The sequence below is a fragment of the Bradyrhizobium sp. GW821-FHT12B03 genome, from assembly GCF_058807535.1.
On record NZ_JBXAQU010000002.1, the window covers coordinates 628,024 to 645,719 of the forward strand.

Here is a 17,696-nt window from a genome sequence, read left to right on the forward strand (position 1 = left end):
CAAGACGAAAGGGAGAAAGCCATGGATATGGGACTCGCGGGCGCCAGGGTTCTCGTCACCGGCAGCACCAAGGGGATCGGTCGCGCGATCGCCGAAACCTTCGCGGCCGAAGGCGCAGACGTCGGCATTTGTGCGCGCAGTCAGGCCGATGTCGACAGCGCCGTCGCCGCGATCAAGAGCAAGGGTGTGGCGGCGTATGGCGCTTCGGTCGACGTCTCCGATGGCGCAGCGCTCAAGGCCTGGGTCGTCGACATGGCGGCCAAGCTGGGCGGGATCGACGTCGTGGTGGCGAATGTGAGCGCGCTCGCCATCGGGCAGGACGACGAGAGCTGGGCCAAGGAATTCTCGACCGACATGATGGGCACGGTGCGGCTGGTGAACGCGGCCATGCCCTATCTGGAGAAGAGCGCGGCTGGTGCGATCGTCACCATCTCGAGCGTCTCCGGGCGCGAGGTCGATTTTGCGGCCGGCCCCTACGGCACCTTCAAGGCGGCGATCATCCACTACACCCAGGGTCTTGCCAACCAACTGGCCGGGAAGGGCATTCGTGCCAACACGGTTTCGCCCGGCAACACCTATTTCGAAGGCGGGGTCTGGAATTCCATCAAGGACAACAATCCCGAACTCTACAAGACGGCGCTTGCCCTCAATCCCACGGGCCGGATGGGAACGCCGCAGGAGATGGCCAATGCGGTCGTGTTTCTCGCAAGCCGCGCGGCGAGCTTCATCACGGGGACAAATCTCGTCGTCGACGGTGCTCTGACGCGCGGCGTGCAGTTCTAGGCGCGCCGCCGGGAGAGCGCGCTCCGCGCGCGAGAGTCAGGACGGCGAATTCTGCGGCGTGCCTTCCGGGACGATGGTGCGGACGATATTCTGATCGAGCGCTTCATAGTCGGAATAGCCGATCGTGCGGTAGAGCTCGGCGCGGGTCTGCATCAGATCGAGCGCGCCGTGAGTGCTGTGGTCGCGCTTCAGCGTCGCATAAAGGGTCTCCTGCGCGCGAGCGGCGACCCGGAGTGATGAAACCGGCCAGATCACCATCTTGTAGCCCATCGCTTCGAATTCGGGAGCCGTAAAGAACGGTGTTCGGCCGAACTCCGTCATATTCGCCAGCAACGGGACATCGGGCATGCGACGTGAAAATTCGCGGAACATCTCGGAGTTGACGAGGGCCTCAGGGAAGATGGCGTCGGCGCCCGCTTCGATATAGAGCCGCGCGCGCGCAACGGCGCCTTCGAGTCCTTCTTCTGCCGCAGCGTCCGTGCGCGCCACGATATAGAGATGGTGCCGGGCTTTGGCGGCCGCGGCGATCTTGGCGGCAAAATCGCGGGGATCCGCGAGCTTCTTGTCGTTGAGATGTCCGCACTTCTTTGGCAATTGCTGATCTTCCAGTTGCACCGCAGCCGCGCCCGCGTCTTCGAAAGTGCGCACCATGTGCATCACGTTGAGCACTTCGCCATAGCCGGTGTCGCCGTCGGCCAGGATCGGAAGGTCGGCTGCGCGCTTGAGCTGACGTATGAAGAACGCCACTTCATCCACGGTGATGATGCCGAGATCCGGAATGCCCATGGACGCCGTCATCGCGGCGCCCGACAGATAGAGAGCGCCGAAGCCCGCCTGCCTGGCCTGGAGTGCCGCCATTCCATTGTGCGCGCCGGGTATCTCCAAAATGCCGGGGCGCGCGAGAAGGTCGCGAAACCGAAGGCCCGGAGCGCGCGTGTTGGTGTCTGCTGCAGTCAGATAAGGCATTACTATCGCTCCGGTATCGTCAGGCGCTGCGCCGCGCTTGCGCAGCGGCTTGCGTAGCTCGGTAAAAGACGTTCCCCTCAAACAGCCGCCTTGTGGTGCGATAGACGGCGCCATGAATCGCCCGCGCCTTTGCAGGGTCGTTGGCGTGTTCGACGGCCGCATCGACCACGGTCGTACCGGAGGGATGAGCGATGGTGATCGGGCCATCGCCGGGACGCGCCATCCGGTTCGGCAGCGAGCCTGCGATGCGGACGGCGATGGCAAGGCACGTGGCACCGGTGATCGGAACCGCCCGGTGCGGCTGACCGATCGAGATCATCCGAATGCCCAGGGACATGTCGGAGGGCTCCAGCCGCCGGCCCGACAAGGTCGTCATCTGCCGTGGCGGTACAATCATTGCGACTTTCGGCACGCTTGGAATTTTCGCCGCTGCCGCGATATCAGCTGCGAGGCCCATCGCCACGGAGGCGGCGCAACGAATGGCTTCCATCCGACTGAGGAATTCCGGATCGTTCTCCAGCGCCTCGGGCATCTCGCTGCCGTCCTTGCCGAGCGAGGTGGCTGCAACGAAGACGCAGGGATTGGCGGCATCGATCAGCGATGCCTCAACGGGACCAAGGGACGGGACATCGAGGTGATCGCAGGGGCGCCCGGTCGGCAGCAGGCGTCCGGTCCTGGTGCCGCCGGGATCGACGAATTCAAGTCGAACGGGTGCGGACTGTCCGCTGACGCCGTCGATCGCCATCGCGCCCTCGGTCTCGATCTCTCCGTCATTCATCGGGAAGCGAGCGATGATGATCTTGCCGGTATTGGTGTTGTGGATGCGCACGACGGCCTCGCCGTTCGCTGGCGCCTGCACCAATCCTTCGCTGACCGCGAACGGTCCCATCGCCGAGGACATGTTGCCGCAATTGGCGCTGTAGTCGACCGTCGCGCTCTTCACCGAGATCTGGGCGAAGGTGTAGTCGATGTCGGCGTCCGGCCGTGTCGGCGCGCCGACGACGCAGACTTTTGAAAGAGACGACAAACCGCCGCCCATTCCGTCCAGCTGGCGGCCGTTGGGATCGGGCGAGCCCATCACCGACAGGAAGATCGGATCCCATTGCGCGGGATCCGCCGGCAGATCTTGTCTGTTGAACACTACAGCTTTCGATGTGCCGCCGCGCATGAAAGTCGCTTTAAGCTTGGCTTGTGGCATCAAGTCTGCCCTTGTCTGCATACCGTTGTATACTTTGGATGCCACTGTATACATCAATCTGTCGGCCTGCTACCCTTATTGTCGTCGGCCGGCGCATGGTTCTCGTTCCAGAAGGCGGCGACCTTCGTGCGTCGACGATGTGGCTTATGCAGCCAGAAGATCGGATGCCGCTGAATGAACGGCAGTTGGGCGTATCCAATTGTGCGAGCTTGCTCCTGCCGAATCGGATTGGGATGACCTAATGAGCGACGACATGGTGCTGCCGGACCGCACGAAGTTCGCATCGGCCGCCGACTATGCTTATGCAGCGCTGCGGCGTGAGATCATCGAAGGGCGCTTTGCGCCGGGCCGGCGCATGCGCGAAATCGAGTTGGCGGAACATCTCGGTATCAGCCGGACGCCGACGCGTCAGGCGCTCACGAGGCTCGAGCTCGAAGGCTTGCTGAATCTTCGCCCGCGAACCGGGCTTGTCGTGTCCGTGCTCGACATGGACGCGGTTGAAGAACTCTACGAGATGCGCGCGGCCCTCGAGGGCACCGCGGCCGCCCTGGCTGCAAAGCACGCCAGTCCGAAAGATCTCGCTGCGCTGGCGAGACTTGTTGCCGAGGGTGAAAAGCTCGGCTTGGAGCCGTTCAACCTTTATCGGCACAACAGGGAGCTGCACGACGCGATTCACGTCGCCGCGCACAATCGCTATCTCGAAAAGAGTTTGTCGGCCCTGCAAGACGCAATCGCCCTGCTGGGGCCGACAACGTTGGCCGAGAAGGGGCGCTTCGCCGTCGCGCAGGCGGAGCATGCTGCGATCGTGCAGGCCATTTCGCAAAGGGAAGGCGAAAAGGCCGAGCGCCTGGCGCGGGCGCATGTCCTGAGTGCGCTCGAGACGCGTCGGTCGATCCTGGCGAAGGAGCGCGAACTGGAGATGCGCCGCGAGCAGGACGGCGCCTGAAGGGACGTATGCGCTGCGCCGTTTTCGCCGTGCGCCCAGCTGTCCCTGATCTCCAGTCTCTCTGTAGTACTTCCATAACATACTGTTCTCAAGGGATTTTTCGCCAAGGGCGATGCCGCGCGAGCATGTCTTGCATTCGGATGTATACACTGGTATCCATTAGAATACATAAGCTCAAAGACGAAGGCTTGGCGGGAAGGAACGGAAATGCACGAAGAGTTCGATGTGATCGTCGTCGGCGCGGGAAATGCTGCCTTGGCGGCGGCAGTCTCCGCCAAGGAAAACGGCGCAGATCGTGTCGTCGTTCTCGAAAAAGCTCCCCGCGAAATGCGAGGCGGAAACACGCACTGGAGCGGCGGCGTTCTGCGCTTCGCCTATGACGAGCCGCGCGAGATCGGCGCTCTGCTGCCGGGCATCGAGGACGAATTCGAGAATTTCTACGACGGCATTTCACCCTACACGCAGGAAGACTTTCACGGCGATCTCGTGCGCGTCACCAACGGACGCACGGATCCGGTGCTGTCTCGCCTTCTCGTATCGAACTCGCAGGCGACCGTTCGGTGGATGAAGGACACCGGCGGCATCAAGATGGAGCCGGCGATCAGCCTCTCCGCCGTCAAGAAAGACAACGTCATGGTCTGGGCGCGCGGCCTCGTCGTGCGCGCAGCGCACGAGGGTGTCGGCCTGTCGCGCAGCTGGTTTGCGACGTGCGAGCGGTTGGGAATCGAAGTGCGATACGGCAACGCCGTCTCGGAGCTGGTGCTGGACGAGAACGGCAGCGTTGTCGGCGTCAAGACCAAGGATGATGACGGCGTTCGGTCGCTTGGCGCGAAGGCCGTCGTGCTCGGCTGCGGCGGCTTTGAAGCCAATGTCCAGATGCGTACGCAACATATCGGTCCGCTGGTCGGCGCCGCGAAGGTTCGCGGGACGCCGCACAATCAGGGCGACGGCCTGCGGATGGCGCTCGCCATCGGCGCCATGCCGTGGGGGCAGTGGAGCGGCTGCCATGCAACGCCGATCAGCGCCGATTGGGGCGACTTCGCGCCGCGCGAGATGACCGACCGCAGCAATCGGCTGTCCTACGTCTATTCGGTGATGATCAATCGCAAGGGCAAGCGCTTCGTCGATGAAGGCGAGGATGGCGCACTCTTCACCTATGCCAAGTTCGGTCGTGCCATTCTCGCCGAGCCGGGCGCCAAGGCCTACCAGCTGTTCGACAGCAAGGTGATCCACCTGCTGGAGCCGCGCTATTCGACCAGCGACCCCATCAAGGCCAATTCCCTTGAAGATCTCATTGCGCAACTCGATATCGACGACAAGCAGCAGGCGCTCAAGACCGTCAAGCACTACAACGATCACGCGCGATCAGCGGAAGAAGGGTTCGATCCCACGAAAAAGGATGGCCTCTCCACCAAGGGGCTCGATCTCGAAAAGACCAACTGGGCGCTCCGGCTCGATAAGCCTCCCTATTATGCCTACAGCGCAACCGGCGGGATCACCTTCACGTTCGGCGGCCTGAAGATCAACGAGAACGCCGAGGTGATCGGGACGGACTGGCGGCCGATCAGGGGATTGTACTGCTGCGGCGAGCTCGTCGGCGGTCTGTTCTACGACAACTATCCCGCGGGCACCGGTCTCGTCTCGGGCGCGACATTCGGCCGGATCGCGGGCCGGAATGCTGCGGGCCGGCAGAGCGATGCGCCGGCGCGAAAGGTGGCATCGCGATGAGCGTTGGCGCCATGACGTCGAAGCCTGGTCTCTCCGCGGAAAGTCTGGCCGGGCAGATCATCGCCCTTGGTCCGCAGCGGCGAGATGCAAAGACCATGGCAAGAACCAGGGCTGCGGTCACTCTTGCGATCGGTCGGGCGCTGTCGGGAGTGCCGGCTCCCATCACGAAAGCGTTGCTGGCGACGCCAGGCGTTGCGATGACCGGGGGCGCCGCGCTCGTCTTCGGCACCGAACGGCGCACGAGCGCGGTCGATGCTGCGTTGATCAATGCCGCGGCGGCGGCCGGATCCGAAGCATCGCGCGATGCCGCGAATGCGGCCTTTGTCGTCGCGCTGTTTGGACTTTGCGAAGAACGGCAAAAGACCGGGCAGGAATTCCTCGATGCGCTGATGTTCGGCGCAGATGTCTCCGTGGCACTCGCCTCGATGGTCCCGTCGACGGCCGGTCAGCTTGGATCGGCATTGTTTGGCACCGTCGTCGCAGCCACACGCGTGCTCGAATTGAGCCGCCCGAAAATGGCGGCTGCATTGCTCATGGCTGATCTTGCGGCTGCTTCGCCGGGGCAACTCGGATCGTCGTCGCTCATGGTGGGCCTGGGCCTGAAGAACGGGCTGTTGGCCGCGCTGCTTGCCGAAGCCATGGACGACGCAGCCTGCGCCGCGATGACGAGCGGTGAGGGCGGTTCGGTGCCGTCGCACGCGGCTTCATCTTCAATTCCGGCAGTGGCGAACGACGGCGCTCCGAAGGAGGCCGCTCACGACCTTCTTGCAATGCGATCGGCACAAGGGACCGACCTTTGGGACGATTTCGAGCGGCAGGCCGGCGCGGTCTTGCCACGCGATCACATCGCCCCGTTGTTCGAGCGGCTCGAGACCATCGACAAGGTGAAAGACCTCGCGACGGTTTCGCGCCTGTTGCAGGGACGCGATGCTCAGGCGGCGGCTCCGAAGAAGGTGGTCTTCGCCCCCCGTGGGACGCATGAGCCGGAGGAGACCAACTGGGTCCCTTGATGGACGGACGACGACAAGCCTTACCTGAACACCAAGAGCAAGGCAGACAACAACATGAACATTTGGGGAGTGATTGGAATGAAACGTCTCGAGTTGGTTGCTGGACTGGCCGCGCTGGTCGCATGCTCCGCCGCGCAGGCCGAAGACAATGTCACGATCGGCGTACACGCCAGTTTTTCCGGAGCAGGTGCGGCGTTTGCGCAAGGCATGCTCGCCGCCACCGATTTCGCTGCCGAGGATATCAACAAGGACGGCGGCTTTGATGTCGCCGGCAAGCGCTACAAGGTGCTGATCAAGCAATATGACGATCGCTATCGGGCGCAGGATGCGGTCACGGCGATGGATCGCCTCATGATCCAGGACGGAATTCGTTTCGTGGTCGGTCCGATGGGCTCGGCGGCGGCGGTGGCAACGAAGGAGCAGACGACGTCGGGAAAAGTGATCACCATGACGCTGGCCTTCACGCCGCGGGCGCTTGGGGCCGACGCGCCGTTTGCGTATCGACCGGTCATCACCACGGGTGAATTCTCCGATCCGCAGGTGGTATGGCTGATGAAGAACACGCCGTCCAAGCAGGTCGTGTCGCTGCTGCCGAATGACGAGACCGGACAGCAGATCGGTGTGGCGAACTTCAATTCATACGCCAAAGCCGGCGCCAAGCTGCAAGTCGAGTATTTCGAACGCGAGCGCGTCGACTTCGTGCCCATTCTGACGCGCCTTCTGATGAAGGCCGACGGGCTCGAGCTCGGCGGCAACTCTCCGACGACGGCCGGGCTCATCCTGAAGCAGGCGCGCGAGTTGGGCTATCGCGGCCCGGTGTTCGTGACCGGCGGTGACGTCACCGCCGAGATGCTCAAGGTGGCAGGCAAGGAGGCGGCGGAAGGCGTCTACGTCCACCTGCCCATCGACGTCACTCTGCCCGATACGGCGGCCTATGTTGCCCGCTTCAAGGAAAAATACGGGCCGAACATGAACGGCTTCAGTCCGTTCTTTTACGCCGGCCTGCAGATGTTGTTCACCGCCATGAAGAAGGCCGGGACCGTCGAAGACACCACCCGGATCGCAGCGACGCTCGACGGATTGTCCGATGTGCCCACCGCCATGGGCAAAGCCGGCTGGACCGGCGAGCAGAAGTACGGAATCAAGCACCAGATCGACCTCCCATTCTACGTGGGGCAGTTCAAGGACGGCGTTGTCGTGAAAGTCGCGACGTGCGACGTCAACGCGTGTCGATAGACGTCCGTTGGAACAGGCGAGGCGCGCTGCGCCTCGCCGCCGCGATTGGAGTTGTCGTCTCGTGAGCATGGAAACCATTTTGGTCCAGACCGTCGTGAACGGTCTCATGGTGGGGATGATCTATGTGCTGATGGCCATCGGCTTCACCATGGTGTTCGGCATCATGCGCATCGTGAATTTCGCGCATGGCGAGTTCTACATGATCGGCGCGTTCCTGTTCGCCATCCTCTATGGCAGCAACGAGATGCCGTTCGCCGTCAGCGTCGGGCTCGCCGTCGGCGCCACGGCGTTGCTGGGACTGTTGATGGAGCGGGTCGTGTTCCGCCGGTTCCGCGGAAACGAGCTCAACGGCATGATCGCCTCCGTCGGCGTCGCACTGATCCTGCAGAACAGTGCGCTTCTCATCTGGGGATCTTCGGCGCGCACGGTGCCGCCGGTCGTCTCCGGCGTTCTGTCGATCGGCGGGATCGTATTCCCCTGGTCGCGGCTCGTGGTGATCCTCGGCGCAATCGTCGCCGTCGCGTCGCTCAACCTGCTGATTGCCCATACCCGAATGGGTCGCGCCATGCGGGCCGTGGCCCAGGACGCCGAGATTGCCCAGGTCCAGGGCATTCGCGTCGACATCATATTTCCCGTCGCGTTCGTGCTGGGTGTGAGCCTTGCGGCATTTGCCGGCGTGCTCATGGCGCCGGTGCTGTCGGTCTCGCCGTTCATTGGTCTTGCGCCGACGCTGAAGGCCTTCGTCATCGTCGTCATTGGCGGGCTCGGCAGCGTTCCCGGCGCCGTGGCCGGCGGCCTGCTCATTGGTTTGATCGAGAGCTTTGCCGGCACTTTCGTCAGCGCGTCGCTGTCCGAGATTCTCCAGTTCCTGGTGGTGATCGGCGTCGTGCTGCTGCGCCCGCAGGGCTTGCTGGGCCGAAAGGAGCGCGAGGCGTGACGTCCCGCACAACCGAGTTCAAGCCGGCGCATTATGTCGGAATGGCCGCAGCGATCGTTCTCGCCGCGCTGTTGCCCTGGTTTGCGCCGAACCAGTTCTACATTCACCTCGCGACCATCGGTTGCATCAACCTCATGCTGGTGCTCGGCCTCGCCATCATCGCCAGGGCCGGACAGCTGTCGATGGGGCACGGCGGTTTTGCCCTGATCGGCGGATATGTTTCGGCATTGTTGTCGATGAACGGCTGGCCGCCGCTGTTGGGCCTGTTCATCGCGGGACTGGTCGCGGCCATCACCGCTGCCGGTCTTGGCTGGATCATCCTGCGCCTGCGCGGCGTCTATTTCGTGCTGGTGGCCTTTGCATTCAGCCAGATTGTGGTGCTGCTGGCACTCGACATGAGCGCCGTCACGGGCGGCGCGAACGGGCTGGTCGGCGTGCCCCCCATCTCGGTCTTCGGGCACAAGCTTCTCACCAAGCCGCAGTTCTATCCCTTCGCGCTGGTTTGTGCGTTGACGACGTTGCTCCTGACCTGGGTGCTCTACCGCTCGCCGCTCGGTACGATGATGGCGGCCACCGCCGAGAATCAGCGTCTCACCGAGTCGAGCGGCATCGATACGCATCGGGTGCAGGTGATTGCGTTTACGATCGGATCGGGCATCGCGGGTTTCGCCGGAGCGCTGTCGACGCACTACCTCCGATTCATTTCGCCGGATTCGTATACGTTCTGGGAGTCCGTATCCTACCTGACGATGCTCGTGGTTGGCGGACGGGACGGTGTGCTGGGACCGGTCGTTGGTGTTCTCGTCCTGACGCCCTTGCCCGAACTGCTCCGGTCCACTGAAGGACTTCAGCACATCATCTATGGAGCCATGCTGGTGCTCTGTCTGATGTTCGTTCCGGATGGCCTGGCGAGCCTGATCAGAGCGCGGCGGTCGCGCCAACGGGTTGCGGGAGCGGGTGCAGTGGTCGTGGCCAAGGAAGTGTCATGAGCATGCTCGAGGTCGATGGCCTGAAGCGGTCTTTCGGCGGGCTGGTCGCCGTTCGAAACGTATCCTTCCATGTCAACGAGGGCGATTTTCTCGGCCTGATCGGACCGAACGGCGCAGGCAAGACCACGTTGTTCAATGTGATTTCCGGTGTTCTGAGGCCGTCGGCCGGAATCGTCCGGTTTCTGGGCCAGGATATTTCCGGGCAACCAGCCAATCGAACGGTGCGCCAGGGGCTTTCGCGGACGTTCCAGGCGGCAACCATCTATCCGGAGGCGACGGTCATTGAGAATGCCGCGCGCGGCACTTTGGCGTCGAGCCTCACCGGCTTGTGGGGCGGGTTCTTTTCGCGCAGATGGCGCGTTGCAGCGGAAGAGAAGGCGTTTCAAGTGCTCGACCTGTTCGGGCTGACGCGCCGCGCGGGCGTGAAGGCGCGGGAGCTGTCCTATGGCGAGCAACGCCGCCTGGGCGTCGCGATCGCGCTCGCCAGCGATCCCAGGCTCTTGATGCTTGACGAGCCCGTGGCCGGCCTCAATCCGGAGGAGGCGGCCGAACTCGCTTCGGTTCTCCGCCGCGTGAAGGCGGAGCGCGGTGTCACGATGGTGATGGTCGAACATCACATGCGTACCGTGATGGGTCTCTGCAATCGCGTCGTGGTGCTGGATCATGGGACGTTGATCGCGGAAGGCACGCCCGCTGAAATCGTGTCGAACCCGCTCGTGATCGAGGCGTATCTTGGCAAGGAAGCCGTCCATGCTTGAGATTCGCGGCATCAATGTCGCCTATGGTTCGCTCACGGCGGTCCGCAATTTGAGCCTGTCGGTCGGCGAGGGGGCCATTGTCTCCCTCATCGGGTCGAACGGTGCGGGCAAGACCACCACGATGAAGGCCATCATCGGCCTCAAGCCCGTCAGCGGCGGAGAGATCTATTTCGACGGTGAGCGCATCGACGGCACCTCCGCGCCGCAGCGCGTCGGCCGCGGCATCGCGCTCTCGCCCGAAGGACGACGTGTCTTCCCCCAGATGAGCGTGCTCGACAATCTCCTGGTGGGCGGCTACTCGCAGCGGGACAAGGCGCACCAGAAGAAAACGCTCGAGCAGATCTACGGCTACTTTCCCCGCCTCGTCGAGCGCAGAAGCCAGATGGCCGGTTCGCTGTCGGGCGGCGAGCAGCAGATGGTTGCGATCGGCCGCGCGCTGATGGCGAGGCCCCGTTTGCTGCTGCTCGACGAACCCTCGCTCGGGCTTGCTCCGATCGTCGTCGAAGAGATCGCGCGCATCATCGTCGACATCAACCGGGATATCGGCGTGTCGATCGTCCTGGTCGAGCAGAATGCGAAGCTCGCCCTCAATCTCTGCAACGAGGCGTTTGTCCTGGAAACCGGCGCGGTCGCGCTGAGCGGGAAGGGCAAGGACCTGCTGGCAAGCGACTATGTGCGGCGGGCCTATCTCGGTATCTGAATGTCTGTCTGTCAGGAAATCCCGGAGTTATAACATGGCTGCCACCACCACCTTCGGCTTCATCGGTCTGGGCGTCATGGGTGAGCCCATGTGCCGGCACCTCGTTCAGAAGACGAAGGGCAAGGTCCTGGTTCACGACATCAATGCCGAGCCCGTGGCGCGACTGGTTCAGGCGGGCGCCGTCGATGCCGGCTCGATCGCCGGGGTCGCCAAGGCCGACGTCGTTTTCATTTCGATGCCGAGCGGCCAGCATCTCAAGAAGATATGCGAGATGTCCGAAGGCCTTCTCGCATTCGCGCGCGCGGGTCAAACCGTCGTGGATCTCTCCACAAGCCCGCTGAAATTGACCCGTGAGCTCGCCGTCGCCTTTGCCGCAAAGGGAGCCGATTATGCCGATGCGCCCGTCGCCCGGACGCGTGCGGCGGCCGAGGCGGGCACGCTCGCAATTTCCGTCGGCGCTTCACCGGATGTGTTTGCCCGCATCGAACCGCTGTTGCGCTGCTTTGCGTCCGAAGTGACGCACTGCGGCGAGGTCGGATCCGGCCAGGTGGTGAAGATCCTCAACAACATGGTCGTGGTGGGCACCGTGACCGCGCTGTGCGAAGCCGCCGCGATCGCGAAATCGGCGGGCGTGTCGACCGAGACGTTGTTCGACGCATTCTCCAAGGGCTCTGCGGACAGCTTTGCGCTGCGCAACCACGGTTACAAGGCAGTCGCCGCGCGGGAATTTCCCGAACGGGTGTTCTCGACCGATTACATGCACAAGGACGTGTCCTACGCACTCGATATGGCAAGGGACGCCGGGATCGAGGCGAGGGAAGCGGCTCTCGGCGCCAGTCTTCTGGCTGAAGCCTCCAAGAACGGTTTTGGGGCGAACTACTGGCCGGTCATCGTGAAGATCATTGAACGCTCTGCGAAGAAGTCATGATCGCAGGTGAGGACGGCCGGGTGTTGCCGTTCAGGCGCGAGCAATAGCAAAGAATGATCAATCGGAGGGTTCTGTGCGGGTGCTGTTGTTGACGGTTGCGCTGCTGCTTTCGCAGCTGAATCAGGCAGGGGCGGAAAACTATCCCTCGCAACGCATCACGGTGATCGCCCCGTTCGCCCCCGGCAGCGGGACGGACGGCGTTGCGCGCATCGTCTTTCAGCGGCTGTCGGAGCTGCTGAAAGCGACGATCGTCGTCGACAATCGCGTCGGCGCGAATGGCGCGTTGGGTGCGGCGGCCGCAGCTCGTTCGGCGCCCGACGGATACACGTTGCTGGTTGGCGGAACCTCCACGCACGCGGCCAACCCCAGCATGTTGAAATCGATACAATACGATCCCATCGCCGATTTCGTCCCGATCTCGCAGTTTGGCCTGTTTCCGTACTTTCTGATCGTCGACCCCGGGCTACCCGTCAAGAATGTGGCTGACCTCGTGGCGCTCGCAAAGAGCAAGCCGGGCTCGCTGACATTCGGCTATGCCAACGCACTCGGTCAATTGTCCGGCGAGGCGTTCAAGCGCCGGGCGGGCATCGATATCGCCGCCGTGCCCTACCGAAACAGCCCGCAGGTGGTGACCGACATCATCGCGCAGCGCGTCTCCATGGCATTCATGGACATGACGCCTGCCGTCTCCCAGGTGGAAGCCGGGCAGGCGCGTGCGCTCGCCACCATCAATCCGGATCGCAGTTCGCGTTTTCCCGAGATCCCGACCATGGGGGAGGGAGGTGTTCCGTTCATCAATATTTCCGCGTGGACGGGCCTTTTCGCCCCCAAGGACACGCCGCCCGAGATTGTCGCGAAGCTCTCCGCAGGCGTGCGTGAGGTGCTGGGAGAGGCCGAGATCCGCAATCGTCTCGCCGATATCGGCTTCGAGGTGCAGTGGGTCGGTCCGGTCGAGTTCGGCAGGCACGTCAAGGACGACATGGAGCTGTGGGCCAAGACAACGAGGGATGCTGGCATCGAACGCCAGTGAGCGACGAAAATGTCCGAGTATGAAATCTACGCGATCCGGTACGCCAGGAAGGACGAGCGCCGCTCCTCGGAAAACTTCATCGAGAACGATGCGCCTGATGTCCGGATGCCGCTCGATTTCTTCGTCTGGGCTCTCGTCGGCCGAGACCGCACCGTCATCGTCGATACCGGTTTCGACGAGGACGCCGGAAAGGCGCGCAACTATGCGGTCACGCGGCCGGTCGCCGAGGGCCTGAAGCAGATCGATATCAATCCCGATGCGGTCAAGGATGTCATCCTGACCCACATGCACTGGGACCATGCCGGCAACCACGGCCTGTTCCCGCAGGCGCGCTATCACGTGCAGGAGCGTGAAATGCATTTCTGCACCGGGCGCTGCATGTGCGATGCCCAGCAGAACAAGGCTTACAATGCCGAAGACGTCAGCCACATTGTCAGGCGGAATTTCGAGGGGAGCGTAACCCTTCACGATGCGAATTCCGATTTCGTCGACGGAATTTCCCTGCACTGGCTGGGCGGCCACACCGCGGGGCTGCAAGTCGTGAGAGTAAGGACCCGGCGAGGGTACGTGGTCCTGGCGTCCGATGCCTCGCATTACTACGCCAATATCCTGCAGCGCCGGCCATTTCCCGTGCTGTTCGACATGAGCCAGATGCTCAATGGCTTTGCGGTCATTCAAAACCTGGCCGACAGTCCGTCCCACATCATTCCCGGTCACGATCGACAAGTGTTGTCGCTGTTTCCCGCCGCGCGTGACGGCCTCGACGGGATCGCGCGGCTGGACGCCGATCCCAGCGGAATCCCCGTGTAGGGTGACGGCACCAGTTCGGCGATCTGGTGAGCGCGCCGGGACAACGATCGCACCGGCAGACTAAAGGCGCCCGGAGCTGAACCCGGGCCGCTTTGCTGTGCGCGGCAGGAGAGAAACCACGTGACGCCCGGCGATGGGGATGCGGCGACCGGGGTCGGCAACGAAAACATCGGGCGGCCTATAAAATGCATTATCCTGAGGGCTTTGCTCGCCCTAAGCTCTTCCCAATCGAGATAATCGCAAATTCACGCCAGATTTCACGGAGTATCAGGGAGTTTTCAAGCCCAGTCGCGTTGACACCCGACAAATAGAATGCATTATGCATTTCATGTTAGTCACGGAAGCCCAAGGCAAGGCGCTGCTGCGCGCCGCTGCCGTCACCACGCCTTCAAGCCAGGAACTGCGCTCGCTCGACGAAGTCCGGGCCTGCCGGATCGATTTTCCCGTTGCCGCAAAAGCCCAGGTCGCCGCCGGCGGACGCGGGAAGGCCGGCGGCATTCGCCGGGCGAACTCGGCATCCGAGCTCGAAGACGCCTTCGGCGCCATCATGGGAATGCGGTTCGGCGGCGAAGCGCCGTCCTCGGTGCTGGTCGAGAGCTGGCTCGACATCGAGCGCGAGCTGTATCTGGCGGTTGCGATCGACAGCCGCGTCGGCGGTTTCAACGTGCTTTATTCGCCGCGTGGCGGCGTCAACATCGAGGACGGCCCGCCGCCGCTGAGCTATCCGGTCGGGCTCGCCCGCAATTTCCGTGCCCATGTTTTTCGCGCGCTGCTCGAGCCGGTCGAGAGCGATGCCAGGGTGCGCGAGCGCGTGATCTCCACCGCGCGGCGCCTGCTCGAGGTCGCGCAGGCGAACGAATGCACGACGGTCGAGATCAATCCGCTGGTCGTCTCCCGCGGCGGCGCGTTGATCGCGGCGGACGCCAAGGTCGTGCTCGACGAAGCCGCGGCGTTCCGCAAGGCGGCAACCGCGGCGACCATCGCGGCTGCGCGCGAGAAGGCCGAGCGCGATATCCGGCGATGCGAGGAAGCCAATCTGATGCTGGTCTGGCTCGATGGCGAGATCGGCCTGATCTCGGGCGGTGCCGGCATGACGATGGCCGCGATGGACGCGATCGACGGCGCCGGGGCAAAGCCCGCCTGTTTCCTCGACGTCAGCGGAAATCCGACGCCGGCGGGATTCGGACTCGCCTTCGATCTGCTGGATCGCGCGCCGAACGTGAAGGGCATTCTGGTCAGCATGTTCGGCGGCGGGCTGCACACCGATCGTGTGGCCAAAACCCTCGTCGAGCTTCTGGCAAAGCGCGCCTCATCGAAACCGGTGACCCTGCGGCTGAACGGCACCCGCAGTGATCTTGCGACGACCATTCTCGCTGAGGCCGGCCGTCAAAACCATGCGACGCTGGAAGTGGCCGTCGCCGATATCGTGAAGAGAGTTGCGGGAGTGCGCTCATGAGCATTCTCCTCGGTGCCGATGCGCGCGTGCTGATCGTCGGCATCACCGGCAAGTTCGGGACGTTTTCGGTCAAGGATCTCGCGCAGAGCCACACTCGGGTCGTCGCCGGCGTGGCGCCGGGGCGCGGCGGCCAGGCCATCGAGGGCATTCCGGTGTTTTCGAGCGTCGCCGCCGCGATGAAGGAAACGCACGCCAATGCGGCGCTGATCTATGTGCCCGCCATGGTCGCGCTCGACGCGGTGCTGGAGACGATCGAGGCCGGCTGCCCGCTGATTGCCTATCCCGGCGACGGCCTGCCGGTGCTCGATGCGATGGAGATGCGTGCGGCTGCGCGCAAGCACGGCGCGCATCTGGTCGGGCCGAATTCGCCCGGCCTGATTTCGCCCGGCAAGGCCAAGCTCGGCTTCATGCCCTCCTTCTGCTACGCGCCCGGACCGATCGGCGTGATCTCGCGCAGCGGCTCGCTGTCCTATGAAGCCTGCTTCCGCTTGTCGCAGGCCGGCCTCGGCCAGACCAGCGTCATCGGCATCGGCGGCGATCCCGTGCGCGGCGTCAACGCGGCGGAAGCGATCGCGCTGTTCCACGATGATCCGGAAACGCGGGCCATCATCTATCTCGGCGAGATCGGCGGCTCGGAAGAATACGCGCTCGCCGAATATGCCGGGCGTCCGGATGCGAAGCCGGCAGCGGCTCTGCTGGTCGGCCGGACCGCGCCCGCCGGCAAGAAGATGGGACATGCCGCCGCGATGATCGGCTCCTACGCCGAGAGCTGGGCCGCCAAGGTCGACGCACTCGATCGCGCCGGCGTGGTGATCGCGCGCGACCTCGACGGTCTTCCGGCCGCGGCCGCCTCGGCCCTGGCCCGCGCCATGAAACCCGCAGCCTAGAAAGCCTCAACTCAGAACAGGGAATGGAGACCACAATGGCAGACGTCATGGAAAAAGAAAAAGAGGTCGGACACGCGCCGGCGGAAGGCAAGATCACCGACGAGGCGATCGCGCAGGCGCGCAGCATGATCGGTCTCCAGCTTCGTCCCGAAGGGCCGTATCTTCAGGACGCGACCGAAGACACCATCCGCAATTTCTGCAACGGCATTGGCGATCTCAACCCGCTCTATCGCGATGCCGAGCACGGCCGCCAGAGCCGTTACGGCACCAACGTCGCCCACCCCATGTTTCCGATGGCGTTCGGCTGGATCGGCCGCACGCGCTGGGGCTTGCCCGGCGTGCACGGCTTCTACGCCGGCAACGACTGGGAGCTGTACCGCCACATCCGTCCGGGCGACCGCATCACCGCGATCGAGCGCGTCGTCGGCATCGAGGAGAAGGAGAGCAAGTTCTCCGGCCGCCTCGTGCTGCAATATGTCGAGGCGACTTATTCCAATCAGCGCGGTGACATCGTCGCCCGCGCGCTCGGCACCTGCACGCGTCACGAGCGCAAGGCCGCGCGCGACGCCGGCAAGTACAAGGACGTCAAGCCCTATGAGTACACCGCCGACGAGTTCGCGGCGCTCGACGAGGCGATCCTGAAGGAGGACGAGCGGATGCGCGGCACCGCGGTCCGCTACTTCGAGGACGTCAATGTCGGCGACGAGTTGCCGCCGATCGTGCGCGGACCGCTGTCGCTGATGGACACGATGGGCTTCCTGGTCGGCTGCGGCCGTGGCCACACGCACGGCATCGTGCTGAAATCCGCCGTCAAGCATCCCGGCCATTTCTTCCGCAATCCGGAAGCCGGCGGCGGCATCGAATATACCGGCATCGGACATCATCGCGAGTCGGTGGCCAAGGAGGTCGGCGTTCCCGGTACCTATGATTACGGTCCGCAGCGCTCTTCCTGGCTCGCCAGCCTCGTCACGAACTGGATGGGCGATGCAGCCTTCCTGAAGCGCGTGCGCACCGAGATGCGGCGCTTCAACACCATGGGCGATTCCACCTGGTGCAAGGGCAAGGTCAGCCGGAAATACGTCAAGGACGGCTTCGCGCTGGTCGACCTGGAGATCTGCGGCGAAAACCAGCGCGGTGAATTGACCACGCCGGGCCTTGCCACCGTGATGCTGCCGTCGCGCAACGTCGAGAACCGCGTGTTCTTCGACGGATCGACCCTCGATCTGGAGCTGCCGACGATCCGCTAGCGCGGACGCGACCAACGTCCCGGGAGCATGATGCGCGGTTTGGCGCCATGCTCCCGAAAACGCCGGCCAATAACAAGAAGGGGAAGC

The 17,696-nt window shown here is 63.6% G+C and carries 17 protein-coding genes; 15 read left to right on the forward strand and 2 right to left on the reverse strand.

Annotated elements, in window-relative coordinates; translation table 11 throughout:
• Positions 1–21: 21 nt before the first annotated feature.
• A complete protein-coding gene (locus tag AC1RUR_RS06865) occupies positions 22–783 on the forward strand; it encodes an SDR family NAD(P)-dependent oxidoreductase (RefSeq protein ID WP_492842333.1) in 762 nt (253 codons plus the stop codon).
• Between the two features lie 36 nt (positions 784–819).
• Here AC1RUR_RS06865 and prpB read toward each other — a convergent pair whose 3' ends face one another.
• A complete protein-coding gene (gene prpB, locus AC1RUR_RS06870; protein WP_492842334.1) occupies positions 820–1,749 on the reverse strand; it encodes a methylisocitrate lyase in 930 nt (309 codons plus the stop codon).
• Positions 1,750–1,768: 19 nt separating this feature from the next.
• Positions 1,769–3,001 carry a 2-methylaconitate cis-trans isomerase PrpF family protein gene (locus AC1RUR_RS06875; RefSeq protein ID WP_492842335.1) on the reverse strand — a complete coding sequence of 411 codons (1,233 nt, stop codon included), beginning with the start codon at positions 2,999–3,001 and terminating at the stop codon, positions 1,769–1,771.
• Between the two features lie 187 nt (positions 3,002–3,188).
• On the opposite strand from AC1RUR_RS06875, the gene AC1RUR_RS06880 reads away from it, so the two are divergent.
• From AC1RUR_RS06880 to AC1RUR_RS06945, 14 genes are all read left to right on the forward strand, one after another.
• The gene (locus tag AC1RUR_RS06880; protein ID WP_492842336.1) at positions 3,189–3,893 is read left to right on the forward strand and encodes a GntR family transcriptional regulator; all 705 of its coding nucleotides are present in this window, start codon (positions 3,189–3,191) and stop codon (positions 3,891–3,893) included.
• Between the two features lie 207 nt (positions 3,894–4,100).
• A complete protein-coding gene (gene tcuA / locus AC1RUR_RS06885) occupies positions 4,101–5,621 on the forward strand; it encodes an FAD-dependent tricarballylate dehydrogenase TcuA (protein ID WP_492842337.1) in 1,521 nt (506 codons plus the stop codon).
• A complete protein-coding gene (locus AC1RUR_RS06890; protein ID WP_492842338.1) occupies positions 5,618–6,631 on the forward strand; it encodes a hypothetical protein in 1,014 nt (337 codons plus the stop codon). The genes tcuA and AC1RUR_RS06890 overlap by 4 nt, the downstream gene beginning before the upstream one ends.
• 78 nt (positions 6,632–6,709) lie before the next feature.
• The gene (locus AC1RUR_RS06895) at positions 6,710–7,867 is read left to right on the forward strand and encodes an ABC transporter substrate-binding protein (RefSeq protein ID WP_492842339.1); all 1,158 of its coding nucleotides are present in this window, start codon (positions 6,710–6,712) and stop codon (positions 7,865–7,867) included.
• Positions 7,868–7,934: 67 nt separating this feature from the next.
• A complete protein-coding gene (locus tag AC1RUR_RS06900; RefSeq protein WP_492842405.1) occupies positions 7,935–8,804 on the forward strand; it encodes a branched-chain amino acid ABC transporter permease in 870 nt (289 codons plus the stop codon).
• 41 nt (positions 8,805–8,845) lie between these two features.
• The gene (locus AC1RUR_RS06905; RefSeq protein WP_492842340.1) at positions 8,846–9,793 is read left to right on the forward strand and encodes a branched-chain amino acid ABC transporter permease; all 948 of its coding nucleotides are present in this window, start codon (positions 8,846–8,848) and stop codon (positions 9,791–9,793) included.
• Entirely contained in the window at positions 9,790–10,551 is a 762-nt protein-coding gene (locus AC1RUR_RS06910; protein WP_492842341.1) for an ABC transporter ATP-binding protein, read from the forward strand. The genes AC1RUR_RS06905 and AC1RUR_RS06910 overlap by 4 nt, the downstream gene beginning before the upstream one ends.
• Positions 10,544–11,251, forward strand: a complete 708-nt coding sequence (locus AC1RUR_RS06915; RefSeq protein ID WP_492842342.1) for an ABC transporter ATP-binding protein — start codon at positions 10,544–10,546, stop codon at positions 11,249–11,251. Before AC1RUR_RS06910 ends, AC1RUR_RS06915 begins: the two co-directional genes overlap by 8 nt.
• 34 nt (positions 11,252–11,285) lie before the next feature.
• A complete protein-coding gene (locus AC1RUR_RS06920) occupies positions 11,286–12,179 on the forward strand; it encodes an NAD(P)-dependent oxidoreductase (RefSeq protein ID WP_492842343.1) in 894 nt (297 codons plus the stop codon).
• 73 nt (positions 12,180–12,252) lie between these two features.
• Positions 12,253–13,209: a Bug family tripartite tricarboxylate transporter substrate binding protein gene (locus AC1RUR_RS06925; protein ID WP_492842344.1), complete on the forward strand. Its 957-nt coding sequence runs from the start codon at positions 12,253–12,255 to the stop codon at positions 13,207–13,209.
• A 9-nt stretch (positions 13,210–13,218) separates the two neighbouring features.
• Positions 13,219–14,019 (forward strand): N-acyl homoserine lactonase family protein, encoded by an 801-nt coding sequence (locus tag AC1RUR_RS06930; RefSeq protein ID WP_492842345.1) that lies wholly within the window; start codon positions 13,219–13,221, stop codon positions 14,017–14,019.
• 319 nt (positions 14,020–14,338) lie between these two features.
• Positions 14,339–15,475: an ATP-grasp domain-containing protein gene (locus AC1RUR_RS06935; RefSeq protein ID WP_492842346.1), complete on the forward strand. Its 1,137-nt coding sequence runs from the start codon at positions 14,339–14,341 to the stop codon at positions 15,473–15,475.
• Positions 15,472–16,362 (forward strand): succinate--CoA ligase subunit alpha, encoded by an 891-nt coding sequence (locus AC1RUR_RS06940; protein WP_492842347.1) that lies wholly within the window; start codon positions 15,472–15,474, stop codon positions 16,360–16,362. The genes AC1RUR_RS06935 and AC1RUR_RS06940 overlap by 4 nt, the downstream gene beginning before the upstream one ends.
• Before the next feature lie 35 nt (positions 16,363–16,397).
• Positions 16,398–17,609, forward strand: a complete 1,212-nt coding sequence (locus AC1RUR_RS06945) for an FAS1-like dehydratase domain-containing protein (protein ID WP_492842348.1) — start codon at positions 16,398–16,400, stop codon at positions 17,607–17,609.
• Positions 17,610–17,696: the final 87 nt, after the last annotated feature.